Consider the following 17,064-nt stretch of genomic DNA (forward strand, 5'->3'; position numbering starts at 1 on the left):
TGGTGTGTGCCGGACGGCGGGTCAGGTCAGGTGCTTGTCCGCGTCCTCGGGGCGCAGCAGGCCGGCCTGGGCGAGCAGGCGTACCGCGCGGGTGTTGTTGACGGAGAGCTTGGTGCGGGCCTGGTAGAGCGTCACGAAGCCGTTCTCGTCCCGGGGCAGGTTCTGTACGAGCGCGAGGAGTTCGGCGTCCGTCCGTACAGGCGTCCCTGTACGGTCCGCGCCCGCCGTTCCTGTGGTTCCGGTTACGGAAGAGGACGCGGTGGCTGTACCTGTACGGGCCTGCGGAATACCGTCGCCGCCGGGCTGGGTACGGACACTGATCGCGCCGGTGCGTCCCTGGACGGCCGCGCTGGCCGTACCGGTACGGCTCGCAGCCGCCGTACCTGTACGCGCCGCCCCCTCGGGGGTGGTGTGTACGCCGTATGTACGGTCGCTGTACGCCCTGGTCACCGCCGCTTCGGCCCCGCCATCGTGCGGCGGGTGCGAGGCTGGGTAGACAGGGTCCGTACCGTCCCATCGAGTGCCCATGGCGTCCGGCCGAAGCTCGTTGTGCGCGGCGTACAGGTCGTGGCCGGTGGCCTCTGTACGGCTGGACGACACGGTGTCCGTTGCGTCGGTACGCCGGTGTGTACCTGTACGGGCGGGCGTTCCGTTTCCGGCGTCCATACCGTCGTCGTGCATGAGCGTGTGGACGCGCCAGATGACGGCCACGAAGATCAGCACGACGAAGGTCGTGAGCTGCCACGGTGCGGACTGGCCGTCCTGGACGAGGTGGGCCTGTTCGGACAGGTGGTAGGTGACGTTCGCCGACGCCATCAGCAGCAGCGCGTAAGGGATGTCCTTCTTGGCCCGGAACGCGGTGACGCAGTAAACATCGATCGAGACGGGGAGCAGCGGGGCGACGTACTGGTTGATGCCGACCATGCGGGCCAGCTCGTACTCGCCGGAGGCGGCGAGCCCGACGCCGGAGGCCAACGCGACCCACGGGGCCGTCTTCCACAGCTTCTGGCCGGCCTTCTGCTGCCAGCCGTTCCAGCGGGAGCTCGCCTTCTTCGCCTCGCGGGCCTCCTCCAGGAGCCGGCGGGCGCGCGCCTCATCCGCCTTCGCCCGGTCGGTGATGCCCTTGGCCTTGCGCTCCGCCTCGGTGGTGATGCGGTCGGCTTCCTTCCGGGCGGCCTCCCGCAGCTGCGCCGCGACCGTCTTGGCTTCGTCTCGCAGCCGCTCGCGCTGCAGGTCGCACGCCCCCTTGAGCCCGGCGAGTTCGTCCGCGAGCGCCTTGCGCCGCTCAGCAGCCTGGGCGTCGAACTGGTCGGTGAGCGCGCGCAACTTCATCCGCAGCTCGGTGCGGGCCGCCTCCGCCTCGGTGTGCACGGCGGCGACGCGGGCCTCGGCCTCGCGGCGCCGGTCGTCGGCCGCCTTGACCGCGTCCGCGTACAGCGCCTCCGCCTCCGCCCGGCGGCCGTCGTACTGTTCGGCCGCCGTCGCCGCGAGCTGGACGAACCGCTCGCGGGCCTGGTCGACTTCCCGCTGCGCCGCGGCGACCAGTTCGTCGGCCTGCTTCTGGGCGCGGGCCAGGATCTGGCCGGCGTCGGTGCGGCGCTGGTCGACCAGAGTGCTGATCTCGGTGAGGTCGGCCTCCGCCAGGCGGCGAAGCTCGGCAACAGCCGTGGCCGTGGCCACGCGGTCGGTGGCGGCCAGTTCGGTGAGATCGGCAACCTGCGCGCGGGCCTGGCCCACCAGGCTCTCGGCACGGTCGCGGGCCTCCGTCAGGAGCCGGTCGGCTTCGCCACGCGCCGCCTGGAGGTCATCCGTCGCCGCCTCGCGCTGGGCGGCGGCCTCCTGGTCGGCGCCGGCGGTGATGTCCGCGGCGCGGGTCCGCGCCTCGGACATCAGCACGGCAACCTGCTCGTGCGTGTCGGCGACGGTGCGCGCGGCCGCCGTCTCAGCCTCCGCCTGGAGAGTGGCGGCCTGCTCGCGCGCGGCGTCGATGACATCCGCGGCCCGGTCCCGGGCGTCGGCGACGCGGGCCAGCGCCTCGAAGTCGACAACCTCCGGCTCCGGCTCCGCCTTCGTCATCTCGGCCGGGGCCGGGGCCGGGGCTGGGGAAGCGTCGGGGGTGGTGGGGGCAGCGGTGGGCTGCGAAGCCGGACGGGGGGTCGCCGGCTTCTTGCGGGCGGGGGTCCTCTTGCGGGCGGTTCGTGTGGCGGCCACGCCGCCTCCTTCCGGGTCGAGTGCCGCCCCTGGGTGGGGGCGGCTGTTCAGGTGGTGCGGTCAGTCGCGCTGGGCGGGCAGCTCCGCCCGCCGGTTGGCGGTCGCGTGCTGCTGGGTGAGCCAGGCGATGGCGGCCGCGGTCATGTCGTCGGCCGCGCCGTTCGGGTTCAGCGGGGCGGTGTCGATGTCGCGCATCGCGTCGACGGCCGGCAGCAGCCGCATGTACTCCGCGCCGGCGCAGTGGACGAAGCGGTCGGAGGCCAGGGCGATCAGGTCGTACTTGCCGTCCAACCAGGCCCGCTCGACCTTGCACACGAAGGTGTGGCCGGCCTGCCCGGTCCAGAACATCTCCGGGTCGCGGAACAGGACGAACTGGCCCCGCTGGAACTTGATCGTGGGGGTGGTGCTCTGGGCGCTGTTGCGCATGGTGACTCCTGGCGGGTGGGCGGTCCGGACTGTCCGGCTCCCCGTCACCGCCCGACCCGGCCAACGGAGTTCGGCGGGCGGGTTGGGCGAATCAGGCAGCCGTCAGGCCGTGACCGTGGCGAGGGGGCGGTGCGGGGCGATGATCTGGCCGTCGGGCAGGAGCTCGCCGGTGTCCTCGAACACCAGAACGGCGTTGCAGAGGAGCGCCCAGCCCTGTTCGGGGTGCGACGCGACCGGGAGGGCGGCTTCCCGGTCGGGGCTGTCGGCGGTCGGGCACGTCGGCCGATGCGTGCACAGGGACTCCGGCATCCGCCGGGCCTTCTCGTTGGTGGTCGCGGTGTCGAGCTTGGTGCTGTGCTGCATGAGCTCTCCTGGCGAGGGTGGGCCCGAGACTCTCCCGGACCGAGGGTGTGTGAAAGGGCGGCGTCCCTGGAGGCGGGCGGCCGGTACGCGGCGCGCCAGGGCTGCGGTCGAGAACCTGGCGGCCGGGCCCGCCAGGCGGGACACCGGGTGATCAGCTTTTGCCGCGCCTGGTGAGGGGCGGGTGGATGTCGGTGACGCGGTGGCCGGCCTCCCAGGCAGCCGCCGCGGTGAGCACGGCGGCCGCCAGAAGCGCCTGGGTGAGGGGGTGGGCCAGGCCGCGCGCGGCGATGGCCCGTACCGCGTGGTGCTGGGCGGTACGGGCGGCCGGTATGTGCACGCGAGTCCCTACTTCTGCTCGGGCTGTGGCTGCGGCGGTGTCCCGCAGGTGCAGGGCTCGTGCCGGATCGACTGGTACGGCTGGCCGTCCGCGCCGATCGAGTTCACGGTGACCAGGGTCGGCGGGTGGCCGCAGCCACTCACCGGACCAGGCCCGTCGTACTCGGCGGCGGGGACGAGGCGGTGGCGTTCTGGCCGCAGCGGCAGGTCCAGTAGCCGCACAAGGCGCAGGCCTCGTCCGCCGCCGCGCGGACCGGCATGTTGAAACGCAGCAGCGGGGGGCGGATGTAGCCGGGGGCCATCTCGGCGAGGGTGCGCCGGGCTCGGCGGCCTTCGGGGATCCGGGCGTCGTCCCGCTCGGCCATCGTGAGCAGCAGGGTGCCGACCTGGTGGAGGGAGTCGGTCTCGTCCCGCTCGTATCCGCGGTCCTCTTCTTCGTGGCGGATGTCGTCGATCGTTCCGGCGCGGGGGGTCAGGGTGGCGGTCATGCCGCGACCTCCCAGCCGGTCCGGGCGCGGCGGGCGGTGCGCACCACGGCGAGCTGGGCGGCGAGTTCGGCGATCCGCTGGTTCTGCTGCCGCTGGAGTACGGCCTGGTGCGGCATGCCGCCGCTCCTGGCCGGAATCCTGCGGGCCTCGCTCCCCAGTTCCACGGCGAGGCCGGTCAGCTGTTTCCACTCCTGGTCGCTGGCCTCGTCGGCGGTGACCGCGGCGGTGAGGCGTTGGGCCTGGAGCTCGCGGAGGGCGACCAGCTCGTAGCCGGAGCGGCCACCGCGAACCAGGTCGTCGACCCGAGGGTTGCCGTCGCCGTCGCGCAGGGCCAACTCCTCGCAGGCCACCCGGACGGGGCAGCCGTGACAGAAGCGGATCGCCTCGGCGCGCTGCGCCTGCCAGGTGGCCGGCGGCTGACCATCGGCGCGGAAGAAGAGGTCGGGGTTGGTGTCGGCCTGAACGCACTTGGCGCCGGCGTCGATCGCGGCCTGGAGCACCGGGCGCCGCATCCGGCGGGCCTGAGTAGATGTCATCCTGTGCATGTGCGTCTTCCCTTTCCAGAGGGGGACTGCAGAGACGAACCCCCGGGGGCCTAAGCCCGGGGGTTCGTCGTGTTCTGACTGCTGTACGAGCAGCCACGGCCTCGGCCGCCCGCTCGTGATGCGGGTGGCCGAGGCCGTGGTCGATCGTCGCGGTGTGCGGGTCAGGCGGCCGACGTGGCCGCGACCTTCCGGGCGGCGTACTGCCTGCCCAGCTCGGCCTGCCGCCGGTCGTGGCGCTCCAAGTGCTCCGGCTCCTGCGGAAGCTGGGGGCCATCAGCGGGGCGCGCGCCGTCGGGGAGCTGCTTCCGGGCGGCGTCGGTCTCGCCGACCTGTACCTGGACCGCCTTCCAGTCGGCCATTCGGCCGGCCGGGGTGCGCTCGGCGCGGGCCCGCAGGGTCCGGTCGGTCGCCGGGCTGAATGCCTTGGGCAGCACCGTGGTGGCCTGGCGGCTGGCGGCCTCGGTAACGGCGTCGGCCAGAGCCTCGTGCCACTGGTCGGGGGTGATGTCGAACCAAATGCGCTGGCCGCTACCGGGGCAGCGGGGTGTGCGGCCCGGCTCGGCGCGGCGGTGGCGGGGCTGGCCACTGTGCGGTTCGGCCCGGTGGGCGATGACCATGCGGTCCCGGATGGGCCGCCAGGTGGTGCAGTCGGGGCAGACAATGGCGCGCTTTTCGCCGTCGCGCAGGTTGATGAGGTTGGGACGAACGCTGCTCGCCCGGAGCGGGGCCCGGCCGTTGTGCTTCATGGGTTCCTCCACAGGTGGTTGCGTTCTCTGCCCGCCAGGGCCTCACGAAAAGGCCGTGGCGGACAGGCAGCGCAACTGCTGTCAGGCTGCGCCCGCATCAAGCCGACCGGGGACCTCGTGGTTCGTCTCCCGGCACCCACCCTCTGGTGAGCGGCCACAAAACTCGATGCGGTGCTGCGCTATGCGGTTGTGGGCGGTGCTCCCGGCCACTTCCGGCCTGGGATGTGGAAGCGATGAAGCTGCTACCACGGGGTGTTCAGCGGGGGGAGGGGCTCTCACCGAGAGACCTTCTTAGCTGACATAGCTAACTTAGCTGATAGAGTGGGGGTGGTGTCAAGCGGTTCGTTAATGAAGCTAGGGAAGCTAGGGAAGCTACCTAAGTCGAGGGGGTCGTCTTACGATGTCGCTCATGAGTAACGAGGCCGTGCAGCCGTACCAACGGATCGCCCAGGACTACGGCGAGAAGATCCGCCAGGGACGACTCGCTGCCGGCATGAAGTTGCCCGGCATCCGGGAGCTCTCCGAGGAGTACGGCGTCGCGGCAGGAACGGTCCAACGAGCTCTTACCGAACTGCGCAGCGCGGGACTGATCTACTCCCACCAAGGGCGTGGCTCCTTCGTCAGCGACACCTCGGGTGAGGCCGACCAAGACCCGACCGCACTCGCCATCAAGGTGCTTCAGTCTCAGGTAGCGGAGCTCACGGCCCGTCTGGACAAGCTTGAGGGAAAACGCGATGGCTGACGCTGGCTCCCGCCTCTCACGCTGCATGTCCTTCGCTCCCTGGTCGCTTCCGGCTCCGCTACCAAAGTTGTAAGACCAGGCGTGGATTGCGTTCTAGGTCTGACATGTGTCCGGCAGATGGGACACAACAATCGGAGACATGAAGGGGTATCAGTGTGGGGCAGAAGCCGAACGTCTTAACCCCCGAGGCATCGCCCTTGCATCGCTTCGGCTATCAGATGCGAGACCTTCGGGAACGGCGCAACCACACCCTGCGCAGCCTGGCAGAGGCCACCTTCATCTCCTACTCCAAGCTCTGGAAATGGGAGAACGCACAACGGGCACCGAAACACCGCTCGGAGGTTGAGCAGCTCGACCGACTGCTCGACGGCCAAGGACTCCTGGTGGAGCTGTGGGCCCGCATCGGCAGGGATGCTTCCTCCCCGCGCGATGTGTCCGTTCCGGGGGTCCATGTGTCCGAATCGTCTCCGGACCTGGCCCTAGCCGCCTCTGGACAGGCAGGCTCGAACGATGACGACACGGACACGGTCGTCGTCCCCTGCCGCGTCCACGGAAGGATCCTCTTCGTGCCCGTGCCCCGCCGCGTTGTCCTGGCGTCTGGTCTCGCCGGACTCGCCACGACAGCACTTCCGGCCCCGACAGCGACCGCGGCCGCTACCGCCGACATGGTCTCGCCCATTGAGCACTTCTCGCAGCTCCGCCGCGTGATGATCCAGACCGACAACTTGATCGGTCCCCGGCACGTGCTGCCCGCGCTACAGCAGCACCTGGCCCGACTTACCAGCCGCCGCCGTACTTCTCGTGGCGCCGACGCTGCCGAGCTCCTCGCGCTCGAAACCCGCTACGAGGAACTAGCTGGGTGGCTGGCGCAAGACATTGGGGACGAGCGAACCGCCCACGGGCACACGGCGAAGGCCCTTGATGCATCCCACATCACCGGCGACACCGATCTCACCGCGTACATTCTCGGCCGCAAGGCCCAGCTCGCCGTGGACACGGGCCTTGCGGCTGACGCCCTCGGCCTTGCAGCCGCTGCCCGCCGCACCGCCCGCCCCGGCAGCCGCCTCGAAGTCATCGCAGTCATGCACCAAGCCCACGCACACGCCGTTCTAGGCGACGGTACCGAAGCCTTGACCTCATACGACACCGCGCTTGCTCTCCTCGGGCGCGCGGACACTGACGGAGTCTGGGGCTCCTGGCTCGACGAGGCATACGTCAGCACGGCCCGCGCTCGCTCCTTGGCCGCGCTCGGCGAGTACGAGCAGGCCGCAGCAGGTTTCGACACCGCCATCGCTGCCCTGCCAGCCACCTACCGGCGCGACCGCGGCGTCTACCTCGCCCGCGCAGCCCGCGCCCACGCCGGCGCTGGCAACCTCCCTCTCGCTGCTCAGATCGGCCTACAAGCCGTCGGAATCGCTGCTGAAACCGGCTCAGCCCGCATCGTGAGCCAGCTCGACCGGCTCGACCGAGTTCTTGCCGCCGCCGGCAGCAAAGAGGGCATCGCCGAATTCCGCGCCGCGCTCGACCAGATCGTCCTGCACCCCGCCTGACGTCACCCGGCCCTACTCATACTTGGAGAGTTCCGTGCCTCGCCCGTTCGTCCTGCTGTCCGCCGCCGTCTCTCTGGACGGCTACCTCGACACCCGGCCGGGCGAAGACCGGCTCCTGCTCTCCAACGCCGCCGACTTCGACCGCGTCGACTCCGTACGCGCCTCCGTCGACGCAATCCTCGTTGGCGCTGGCACCCTTCGAGCTGACAACCCCCGGCTCCTCGTCAACTCGCCGGAGCGAAGGGCAGCGCGAGTCTCCGCAGGTCTCCCTGAGTACCCGCTGAAGGTCACCATCACCAGAACAGGCGACCTTGACCCTGCCTGGAAGTTCTGGCACCACGGCGGCGAGAAACTAGTTCTCGCTGTTGGCCATGAAGCAGCAGGGAAGACCCGCGCCAATCTCGGGGACCTCGCTACCATCCAGGGCATCCCTACTGAAGCAACCTGGCAGACCGCACTCGACATCCTCGGCGATGTCTACGGAGTCCAGCAGCTCATGGTCGAAGGTGGCGGCACCATCCACACCCAGCTCCTCGAGGAAGCTCTCGCCGATGAGCTCCAGCTCGTCATCGCCCCGCTCCTCGTCGGCCAGTCTGATGCCGTACGGATGCTCGGTCCTGCCAACTACCTCGGTGGCCCCTCCGCCCGGCTCAGGCTCTTGGAGACAAAGCAAATCGGCGACGTGGTGCTCCTGCGCTACGCGCCTAAGGACATCTCCATGGAACCCCGATGACCATCAGGTCAGGCGCGAGCGCTCCGGGCGTCGGCAGCTCCGCTAACGCCGCGGACCACCGCTGGCTCGCCCTCGCGTGCGATCTCGCTGCCCTGTGCCCTCCCTCGACGACCGCATTCTCCGTCGGTGCGGTCATCGTCGCGGAGGACGGCACCGAGCTCGCCCAGGGTCACTCCCGAGAGTCCGACCCCCTTGACCATGCCGAAGAAGCTGCACTCGCCAAGCTCGCTGCCACGGATTCCCGTCTGGCCACCGCCACGCTCTACAGCTCCCTAGAACCCTGCGCAAAGCGTGCGTCCCGCGCACGGCCCTGCTCGCAGCTCATCCGCGACGCCCGCATCCCTCGTGTCGTCACTGCCTGGCGCGAGCCGGATACCTTCGTCCCGGGCGCCGACGGCACTGAACTCCTTGAGTCCGCTGGTGTCGCCGTCGTCGAACTCCCTGAGCATGCGGACGCCGCTCAGAGGCCGAACAGCCATCTACTCAGTGGCGGTAAGCGGTGAAACGCGTCAGCGTGGCTCGTACAGCCGTGTATCGGCTGTACGACGCCGAGGGGCGCCTGCTGTACGTCGGAATCACCATGAACTTGCAGCAGCGCCTCGCCGATCACCGCCGCCAGAGTTTTGGTGGCATCTGGTGAAGCGTCAGGACGTCCGGTGGCACGACAGTCGGCCCAAGGCCGAAAGCGTCGAGGCAGAGGCGCTCCGGACCGAAGGCCCCTTGTACGACGGAACCGACCGCATCGCCAACTGGGTTCATGCACGCCAGTCGCGCCCAGTGGATCCATTCTGGCGGCCGGTCGCCGAGGCGCTCCTCTCGCAGATCACGAACGGCACGTGTCTAGTGGGTAGTCACCTTTCCTGCGGCACGTGAGCTTGCGGCCCGCTTCAAGATCTCGGAGTCATCCGCTGGCCTCGCTCTGCACATGCTCCGGACAGCCAGGGTGATCGGCGCTCCACCCCACAACGTGGTTCGCCCTATCGCGGACCACCAGCCCCTCGGACGGACCGACGCCGAAGTCAGGGACCGGCTTGCAGAAGGCGATCCGCCGGAACGAACGGCGACGGCACCTCCCTCTCAGAGTCCTAGTGGTGTATCTTTCAGGGATCTGTCGATCATGAGAGGCTGCGCCATGCCCGACCCGGACCGCTTGAGGCAGGTCGATGCCCTGCTGGACGGCCTGGACGACGTCCTGCCGCCACCTCACGTGCGGGCCCAGTTGCGTCTTGCTGCTGGCCTCACGCAGAAGGATGTCGCGGACGTTGTGGGTGTGAAGCGCGTGGCGGTCGCGCGCTGGGAGTCGGGCGAGGCCCACCCTCGGCGCCCACACCGCGACGTCTACCTTCACCTGCTCAATGGCCTCGCGGAGCGTTTTCCCGAAGCGACACAGCTGAATGAGGGCATGCCGACGCCGACCTCCGAGGGGGGATCGGGATGACCTAAAGGCCATCGGCCGCGCGCGCCACAAAGCGGACTAACCATCCGCTGGCCGTCGCGCGGCCCGTCTACCGACTACGGATTAACCACCCGCGTCGGCCGCTCAGGTCCCAGTTTGCCGCTGGTCCTGAGCTGCGGCTCACCGAGCCGCTCGTTTTCTCCGGCCCCTAACCAGGGCCACTGCACACCAGGCCACTAACCACGGCCACCACAGCTGTAGCTAGCAGTTGCGTCACCCGCAGGCCCCCACCACAGGGGCGTTGCGGTTCAGCAGTACCGGGAGGGGAGGAGAAATCTCCCCCCGCCCGATCGGTGTCTGCCCCGCTTCTCACGAAGGGGGGCTTACCCGACACATCCGCACATCTGGCCGAGGTCCTGCCCAGAGGGCTCGGGTCGGTCCAGCTATATGGAGAGCAGGTCGTTTCTCATAGTGCACGAGAGTGGTGTCCCCTGTCAGCTTGACCTTGTCCGTTTCACCCCGGTTCAGGCGCGGCGGTCGTCCCGTGTGACGGGATCGGCGTACGGTTCATGCCTCTTTTCCCGCTTCGTACCGGAAGTTGGATTTCCGGTAGGAAGCTGCAAGAGCAACAGTTTCGGAGCGGTCTCGCCGGGCTCGGTCGCGGCGGCGACCGTCCAGCTCGTGCACCCGCTCGCGGAGGGCGTCCACAACTGCGTCGGCGGTGACGTCCGCGAGGGCGGCTTCCCGTGTGGCGGGACGGGTTCCAAGATTTCTGTCCGCCGTGCGGGAGCGCAGGGGGTGATCCGCGCTGAGCGGGCTCTGTCCACAGGCCGCCTGTTGCAGGGTCGGCGGGTGGATCACGAAACAGCTGAAACCGGGGGTGTCCGCTTTGGCGTGTCAGGCCCGACGGCTACTCAGACGGTGTTCGACAGTTCGGCTTCTGTGGTGTTCACCGCTCTTGTCGGGGCGGTGGGCCGGTGAGCGGCGTGGCGGCCCCGACCGCCGCCCTGGTCCCCGCTCAGCGCTCGTCCGTGTCGCCTGTCGCTTCCAACGCCCAGACGGTGCGTCGGCAGCGGGTGCGGGTGCCGATGCGGCTGGTGTCGTCGCCGTTCTATGCGGACGTCGCGCTGTCGGTGTATGTGAAGGTGAAGGCGCTCGCGGCGCGTCCGGAGGGCTGCACGGCGCGGTCGTCGACGATCGCCTCGTATCTGGGGCTGTCGGTGTCGTCGGTGGAGCGGGGGATGACACAGCTGTCCCGCCGGGGGCCGGACGGAGTTGTGGAGCTGTGGTCGAAGCGGCGGACCCTGTCGGGTGGCAAGGGTGAGTCCGCGCTGCGGTCGGTGCGGCCGATGACGCGGACGGAGGGATTCGTGTGGCTGCCGGTGGCGGCATCGGAGGACCTCACGCCTCGGCAGCTGCGCGCGTACGCGGTGATCGCGTTCGCGGAGCAGACGGGCATCGCGCTGACCGAGGGGGAGCTGGCGGGCTACCTGCGCCACCACTCGGGGAGGAAGGTTGGCCGGCCCATCTCGGCGGCGGCGGCCGGTGAGGTCATCGACGGCCTGGAGGCGGCGAGGTGGGTGACGGTCCAGAGGCGCGCGGGCGCACAGGGCCGCCACCGGTTCATCGCCCACGACATCGCCCCTACGGCCCCGTTGCCTCGCTGTGAGCCGGTCGCGGATTCGGAGCCGGAGACGGTCCAGGAGTGCCCGCAGGAGCCTGGCGGCGGAGCCGTGGAGGGAGCGGATAGTTCGCTGGTTGGTGAGGGATCGGGTCTGTCGTTTGATAAGGGATCCCTCGCGAATAAGGAATCACCTAGGACTGACTCACCTGATGACGAGCGCGCACTCATCTCACCCGCCGTAGGCGAGGTACAGGTAGTTGAGGCTGCTGAGGCTGTGGAAAACCAGGCTGCCCCGGAGGCGCGTTCGGAAGGCGAGGGTGGTGTCGCGCTGCGCGCGGGTGAGATCAGCCAGCCCTCCTCGAAGCCGAACGGCGAAAAGCGCAGCAGCAAGGGTAGGGGGCCGGCCCGATCGTCGTACACCGGACCGCGGCTGACCATGAGCCCGGAGATCTACGCCGTTCTGGAACCGGTCCACGTGCTGCTGGAGCAGGTCACCAGCGCGTTCGTCGCACGAAAGATTGTCCGTGAGGTAGGCCGTCAGCTCCGCGAGGGCACGGCTGCGGATCGGCTCCGGCACCGGCTGACTGCCCGTCTGGCCACGGTGGCGCTGGCCGACATCCGCGATCCGGGCCAGTGGCTGCTTGGGGTTGCCCTGCCCCGGTGGGGCTGTGGTCACCAGGACTGCGAGGCCGGGATCATCTGGCGGACCGGTACGGCCTGCGAGCTGTGCGCCGAGACCGTCCAGGACCGGTTCGCCGCCCGCCGGCGCGAACAGCGCCTGGAGCAGGGCCTGTGCCCCCAGCACGGCACTCGTCCCGGCCCGTCCGGACACTGCGCCGACTGCGGGCTGGAGGCCGCCATCCGGCTCCCGGCGCGGGTTCCGGCGCCCCGGGACCCTGAAGGCCCTCAGCGGGCTACGTGTGGCGGCTGTGGGTGCGTGATCTTCCTGACCGGCCGGGCCGTCGACACCGGTCGGTGCAAGCTCTGCCGCGAGGAGGCAGACGCCGGGGCCGCCGTCGAGCCCGCGGCTTCCGCTGCACCGTCGGTGCCGGGAACCTGCTCCGGCCGCGACGGTGAGACGCCCTGCACCCGCAGGGCCCTGCCGACCCGCAGTGTGTGCCTCACCCACCGCTCCCGGGAGTTCGCCGGGGAGGTTGCGTGATGGGCCGGGGAGGCATGGCATCGCTGCGACTGAATCCCTCCGGATGCCCGGGTACGGCCCGGGAGGAGCTTTGCCACGGCGCCTAGATCGGGGGGCGCCACGGCCTCGACCGCATGCGGGGTTTCACGGCGCCCCTTTCACCCGTCGGTTCACCCCCGCGGCGGCGGGGAGCACAAGATGCCGCACGCCTGGGACTACCTCTCGCGCGGATCACCCCCGCGTCGGCGGTGAGCACTCATGGAGGAGGCCAACACGCTCCAGAAGCGCCGGATCACCCCCGCGTCGGCGGGGAGCACGCCCTCCTCCTCGGCGAGGATGCGGGCCAGGCCGGACCACCCCCGCGTCGGCGGGGAGCACGGATCCACGTCGACAAGCGGCCCGACGGCAAGGCGGACCACCCCCGCGTCGGCGGGGAGCACCACATCAGGCGCCGACCCAACCCGCACCTGTCCGGACCACCCCCGCGTCGGCGGGGAGCACGATGCCGGCGAGGAACGGCGGGATCACGCGGTCGGACCACCCCCGCGTCGGCGGGGAGCACCGGACCGGTCCCTGGCGGTCCTCTACAGGCCGCGGACCACCCCCGCGTCGGCGGGGAGCACCACATCAGGCGCCGACCCAACCCGCACCTGTCCGGACCACCCCCGCGTCGGCGGGGAGCACTTGACCTGTTCCTCGGGCGCGTCGGTGACGGCCGGACCACCCCCGCGTCGGCGGGGAGCACACCGGGTCGGGGCACGGGACGCGGAAGCACGGCGGACCACCCCCGCGTCGGCGGGGAGCACGATGCCGGCGAGGAACGGCGGGATCACGCGGTCGGACCACCCCCGCGTCGGCGGGGAGCACCGGACCGGTCCCTGGCGGTCCTCTACAGGCCGCGGACCACCCCCGCGTCGGCGGGGAGCACGAGGCGCGTCTGTGCGGTGCTCACGCGTCCTCCGGACCACCCCCGCGTCGGCGGGGAGCACATGTGACGAGGGGTCAACCCGCTTGACCCAATCGGACCACCCCCGCGTCGGCGGGGAGCACGCGTCCCGCCTGGCCTGCGGCTGGACGGTCTGCGGACCACCCCCGCGTCGGCGGGGAGCACCCGTTGTTGGCGTGGCGGGCGAAGCGGCAGATCGGACCACCCCCGCGTCGGCGGGGAGCACGAATGCATAGAGGCAGAGCGCGACCAATTCGACGGACCACCCCCGCGTCGGCGGGGAGCACTCCACCAGTACGTGGACGCCGACCGTCGCCAACGGACCACCCCCGCGTCGGCGGGGAGCACCCGGGCAGCTCCTCATCTGGGCTGCCCGCGCGCGGACCACCCCCGCGTCGGCGGGGAGCACTCGCGTGCCGACCGGCGACAGCCTCGGATCGACGGACCACCCCCGCGTCGGCGGGGAGCACTTGCCCTCGTAGTGCTGGGACTCCAGCCCCTCCGGACCACCCCCGCGTCGGCGGGGAGCACAGAGCACACGGCAACTGATTTACCGTCATGGCCGGACCACCCCCGCGTCGGCGGGGAGCACCGCTCTACGTGTTCCTCGAAGAATGTAACCAGCGGACCACCCCCGCGTCGGCGGGGAGCACTCGCCCGTGTCGAGCCGCATCCCGTCGTCGCACGGACCACCCCCGCGTCGGCGGGGAGCACGGGCACGGCCGCGACGGGCGGCATCACCGGACCGGACCACCCCCGCGTCGGCGGGGAGCACATTCACCCCCGAAGAGGATCAGGCTCCCAAGACGGACCACCCCCGCGTCGGCGGGGAGCACCCTTCGCGACCAGCCCTTTCTCAGGGGCTTTGCAGTTTGTTTACCACTGTTTGGGCAGTCAGGGCTTTGGTCATGGCCGGAGTGTACGTGCCTGGTTGGCGTGGGACTGGGTATTCGGTCGACCATTACCGGGTGCCCGTGCTGCGGGCACAAAGTAGAGGCGGGAAGCCCGTACGGACGAACGGCGCCAGCTGCTGCTGGCTGGCTGCGGTAGCAATGCGGTCGGTGGTCTGCGACTGGCGACGACGAGTGGATCCGCAGTCGGCGCCCCGGTCCCGGTCGGTGAGGGACGATCGTCTCAGTCGTGGGTCACACTGGTGGGAGGCGATGAGGAGGTGAAGGGGACATGAGCATTGCCAGCTTTGCCCAGCATCACGGGCCCTGGACCGTCGACGCGGTCCTGGCCCTGGCCGAAGACCGTTCGCACCGCTACGAACTCGTTGGTGAGTCGCTCGTGATGTCCCCCGCACCCGGCCTGCGTCACCAGCGGGCCAGCTACCGTCTCCACGTCGCGCTCGACGCGGCGGCCCAAGCCGCCGGCGCCACGGTGGAGGTCCTGGAGGCAATCAACGTGATCCTGCCGTCCGGACTGGTCGTGCCCGACATCGTCGTCGCAGACGCCGGCGCGACCGCCGAGAACGGCGTCAGCATCGACGCCGAAGCGGTACAGCTGATCGTCGAGCTGGTCTCGCCCGGCAACAAGACCATGGACCGCAAGTTCAAGCCCATGCTCTACGCCGAAGCGGGCATCGAGCACTACTGGCGCCTCGAATTCGACCCGGCCCCGCGCCTGATCGTCAGCGAACTCACCGACGGCCGGTACGTCGAGAAGACAATCGCCCTCCCCGGCACCACAACCCGTGTCGAAGCGCCGTTCACCTTCGAGATCGACCCCGCCGGACTCACGCAACCCAATCAGCGAAGCTGAAACCACAGCTCGCAGCCGCTCCGGCTGCGAGCTGCAAGCTCAGAGGCCACAGATCAGCGACGACAGCAGCGCCTCCAGAGCTGGCCAGACCTCTGCTTTTCGGGCTGTCGCCCACTGACGCAAATCGCGGATCACCCCCCGCGTCGGCGGGCATCACCCACTGGAGCTCGGCGACGTCACCGGCACGACCGGATCACCCCCGCGTCCGCGGGGAGCACGTGAGCGGCACGCTTTTCTGAATCGTCACAGGAACGGACCACCCCCGCGTCGGCGGGGACCAGGTCTGCACCGTCGCCGGTCAGTACCTGGAGGTCGGACCACCCCCGCGTCGGCAGGGAGCACTCCTCGGTCTTCTCCGCCACACCCAAGATGGCCGGAGCACCCGCCACACCGGACCACCCCCGCGTCGGCGGGGAGCGCGGCACCACAACTCACATCGAGACGCCGTTCTCCGGATCACCCCCGCGTCGGCGGGGAGCACACGCCGCCCGACGCAGGTCGGTGGCCGGGATGCGGATCACCCCCGCGTCGGCGGGGAGCACTCCGTCCCGTCCAGCTCCGCCAGAAACCCGGCCGGATCACCCCCGCGTCGGCGGGGAAGACGCACCGGCCCCCAGGAACGAGGGGATGACCAACGGACCACCCCCGCGGCGGCGGGGAAAACCGGCGCCCGGCTCCCCTCGGCTGCTCGATCGCCCCGCGTCGGCGGGGAGCACAACGGCGCGTCGTCCGGGCCGGTGTCCCCGCGCGGATCACCCCCGCGTCGGCGGGGAGCACCGAAGGGTGGAGCCACTGCGACGGATGTCGTTCGGACCACCCCCGCGTCGGCGGGGAGCACGACAACATGTTCCTGCTGGGGGTCGATCCACTCGGACCACCCCCGCGTCGGCGGGGAGCACACCGGATTCAATGCGGTCGTGGCCCTGAATACCGGACCACCCCCGCGTCGGCGGGGAGCACACGGTCACCGGGTCATGGCTCGTCGGCTGTGTCGGATCACCCCCGCGTCGGCGGGGAGCACCCAGCCCTCCGGCCGCGACACCGGCACCGCGGCGGATCACCCCCGCGTCGGCGGGGAGCACACCAGCGCGCGGGCGGTCACCGGCGCCGCGTACGGATCACCCCCGCGTCGGCGGGGAGCACTCTTCGTGACCTGCACTCCCTCAGGGCCTTTGCAATTCATTTACCATCGCTCGGTCACTGATGGCCGGAGTTTACGGGGCGTCGAGTTGGCGTGGGGCCGTTTACTGGTCGCCCGGCACACGATCGCGGAGCGCCCCGGCCGCCGCCCTCATCGTCGAACACTCGCAGCCCTCGGTGCTCGACGCATCTCATCGCCGAAGCGGCCTCCCTGCAAACCCAACTTGCACCCCCAGTGCCCTCGTTGGTGGACCAGGCAGCCACCGGAGCGGCAGCCCAGCTCGTGCCGCGTGTCCGCTCGGCGAAGGCTTCGGAAACAAACCAGGTCACACCCTGAGGAAAACCGCGCAGGATTGTCCTCGTGGCAAACGAGAGCAATCTGACCATCACGCTGATCACCATGGATCGCGCAGCGTCCTGCACGATCTTCGCCCGCTCTGACGGGATGGAGGCGCGGTTTCCGCTAGACACCTCCATGTTCGAAGACACGAGCGTCGTGGCCAGGCTGGACTTCACCCCGGCATACGGAACGCTCCTCGCCACCACGCTGACAGGAGACCAGGTCCTTTTCGAGTTGCCGCTGGAAGGAGCTGGGGACCATCTCCGAGAGCGACTCGTCGTGTACCTCGACCAGAATCAGTGGAGCCTACTGAGCAATGCCGACCGAGGTACTGAAAAGAGCAGCGAGGCGGATCGGACCGCCGCCCGGAAGCTCAAAGAATGGGTGGACCAACAGCGCATCGTCCTCCCCGCTTCTGCCGGCCACTACTACGAGACAAGCAAGCGTTTCAGTACGGAGAAGCGATACGCCCTGGGGCTAACGATCTTGCAGTACAGCCGTGGCTGGCAGATGCGCGATCCATTGCAGGTCCGACGGAACGAGCTTCCGATGCCTTCTACCACCGCATGAAGC

At 70.0% G+C, this 17,064-nt stretch carries 14 protein-coding genes, 1 pseudogene and 2 CRISPR repeat arrays; of the genes and pseudogenes, 8 read left to right on the top strand and 7 right to left on the bottom strand.

The genetic code is table 11. The features are described 5' to 3' along the window. Nucleotides 1–21 precede the first annotated feature (21 nt). The 7 genes from OHA84_RS38345 to OHA84_RS38375 form a co-directional block, all read right to left on the bottom strand. Nucleotides 22–2,211, bottom strand: coding sequence for a hypothetical protein (locus tag OHA84_RS38345; RefSeq protein ID WP_266976944.1), 2,190 nt, complete (start codon nt 2,209–2,211; stop codon nt 22–24). Between the two features lie 60 nt (nt 2,212–2,271). After that, nucleotides 2,272–2,637: a hypothetical protein gene (locus OHA84_RS38350; protein WP_266976946.1), complete on the bottom strand. Its 366-nt coding sequence runs from the start codon at nt 2,635–2,637 to the stop codon at nt 2,272–2,274. Nucleotides 2,638–2,739: 102 nt separating this feature from the next. Continuing rightward, nucleotides 2,740–2,934 carry a DUF5999 family protein gene (locus OHA84_RS38355; RefSeq protein ID WP_323182103.1) on the bottom strand — a complete coding sequence of 65 codons (195 nt, stop codon included), beginning with the start codon at nt 2,932–2,934 and terminating at the stop codon, nt 2,740–2,742. Nucleotides 2,935–3,151: 217 nt separating this feature from the next. Continuing rightward, nucleotides 3,152–3,337 carry a hypothetical protein gene (locus OHA84_RS38360; protein ID WP_266976950.1) on the bottom strand — a complete coding sequence of 62 codons (186 nt, stop codon included), beginning with the start codon at nt 3,335–3,337 and terminating at the stop codon, nt 3,152–3,154. Between the two features lie 139 nt (nt 3,338–3,476). Further along, a complete protein-coding gene (locus OHA84_RS38365) occupies nt 3,477–3,824 on the bottom strand; it encodes a hypothetical protein (protein ID WP_266976952.1) in 348 nt (115 codons plus the stop codon). Continuing rightward, the gene (locus OHA84_RS38370; RefSeq protein WP_371591634.1) at nt 3,821–4,360 is read right to left on the bottom strand and encodes a WhiB family transcriptional regulator; all 540 of its coding nucleotides are present in this window, start codon (nt 4,358–4,360) and stop codon (nt 3,821–3,823) included. The genes OHA84_RS38365 and OHA84_RS38370 overlap by 4 nt, the downstream gene beginning before the upstream one ends. 170 nt (nt 4,361–4,530) lie before the next feature. Next, on the bottom strand, nt 4,531–5,115 hold the full coding sequence (locus OHA84_RS38375; protein ID WP_266976956.1) for a hypothetical protein: 585 nt from the start codon (nt 5,113–5,115) through the stop codon (nt 4,531–4,533). A gap of 409 nt (nt 5,116–5,524) precedes the next feature. Between OHA84_RS38375 and OHA84_RS38380 the strand changes: the two genes are divergently transcribed. The 8 genes and pseudogenes from OHA84_RS38380 (at nt 5,525) to OHA84_RS38415 (ending at nt 17,061) form a co-directional block, all read left to right on the top strand. Continuing rightward, nucleotides 5,525–5,857 (top strand): winged helix-turn-helix domain-containing protein, encoded by a 333-nt coding sequence (locus OHA84_RS38380; protein WP_266976957.1) that lies wholly within the window; start codon nt 5,525–5,527, stop codon nt 5,855–5,857. Nucleotides 5,858–6,012: 155 nt separating this feature from the next. Further along, nucleotides 6,013–7,407 (top strand): helix-turn-helix domain-containing protein, encoded by a 1,395-nt coding sequence (locus OHA84_RS38385; protein ID WP_266976958.1) that lies wholly within the window; start codon nt 6,013–6,015, stop codon nt 7,405–7,407. A 34-nt stretch (nt 7,408–7,441) separates the two neighbouring features. Then, nucleotides 7,442–8,643 (top strand): annotated as a pseudogene (locus tag OHA84_RS38390) (dihydrofolate reductase family protein). An 11-nt stretch (nt 8,644–8,654) separates the two neighbouring features. Further along, on the top strand, nt 8,655–8,780 hold the full coding sequence (locus OHA84_RS38395; protein ID WP_371591635.1) for a GIY-YIG nuclease family protein: 126 nt from the start codon (nt 8,655–8,657) through the stop codon (nt 8,778–8,780). A 492-nt stretch (nt 8,781–9,272) separates the two neighbouring features. Continuing rightward, nucleotides 9,273–9,578: a helix-turn-helix transcriptional regulator gene (locus tag OHA84_RS38400; protein ID WP_266976960.1), complete on the top strand. Its 306-nt coding sequence runs from the start codon at nt 9,273–9,275 to the stop codon at nt 9,576–9,578. A gap of 1,046 nt (nt 9,579–10,624) precedes the next feature. Further along, entirely contained in the window at nt 10,625–12,322 is a 1,698-nt protein-coding gene (locus tag OHA84_RS38405; RefSeq protein ID WP_332881086.1) for a hypothetical protein, read from the top strand. Between the two features lie 145 nt (nt 12,323–12,467). Then, nucleotides 12,468–14,083: a CRISPR direct-repeat array (repeat unit 29 nt; unit sequence CGGACCACCCCCGCGTCGGCGGGGAGCAC). Between the two features lie 346 nt (nt 14,084–14,429). After that, nucleotides 14,430–15,011: a Uma2 family endonuclease gene (locus tag OHA84_RS38410; protein WP_266976963.1), complete on the top strand. Its 582-nt coding sequence runs from the start codon at nt 14,430–14,432 to the stop codon at nt 15,009–15,011. Nucleotides 15,012–15,144: 133 nt separating this feature from the next. Continuing rightward, nucleotides 15,145–16,154: direct repeats of the CRISPR family, unit length 20 nt; unit sequence CACCCCCGCGTCGGCGGGGA. Nucleotides 16,155–16,512: 358 nt separating this feature from the next. Further along, nucleotides 16,513–17,061, top strand: a complete 549-nt coding sequence (locus tag OHA84_RS38415; protein ID WP_266976965.1) for a hypothetical protein — start codon at nt 16,513–16,515, stop codon at nt 17,059–17,061. The last annotated feature ends 3 nt before the right edge of the window (nt 17,062–17,064 follow it).

Origin of the sequence: Streptomyces sp. NBC_00513, from assembly GCF_041431415.1 — a bacterium.
GTDB lineage: Bacteria > Actinomycetota > Actinomycetes > Streptomycetales > Streptomycetaceae > Streptomyces.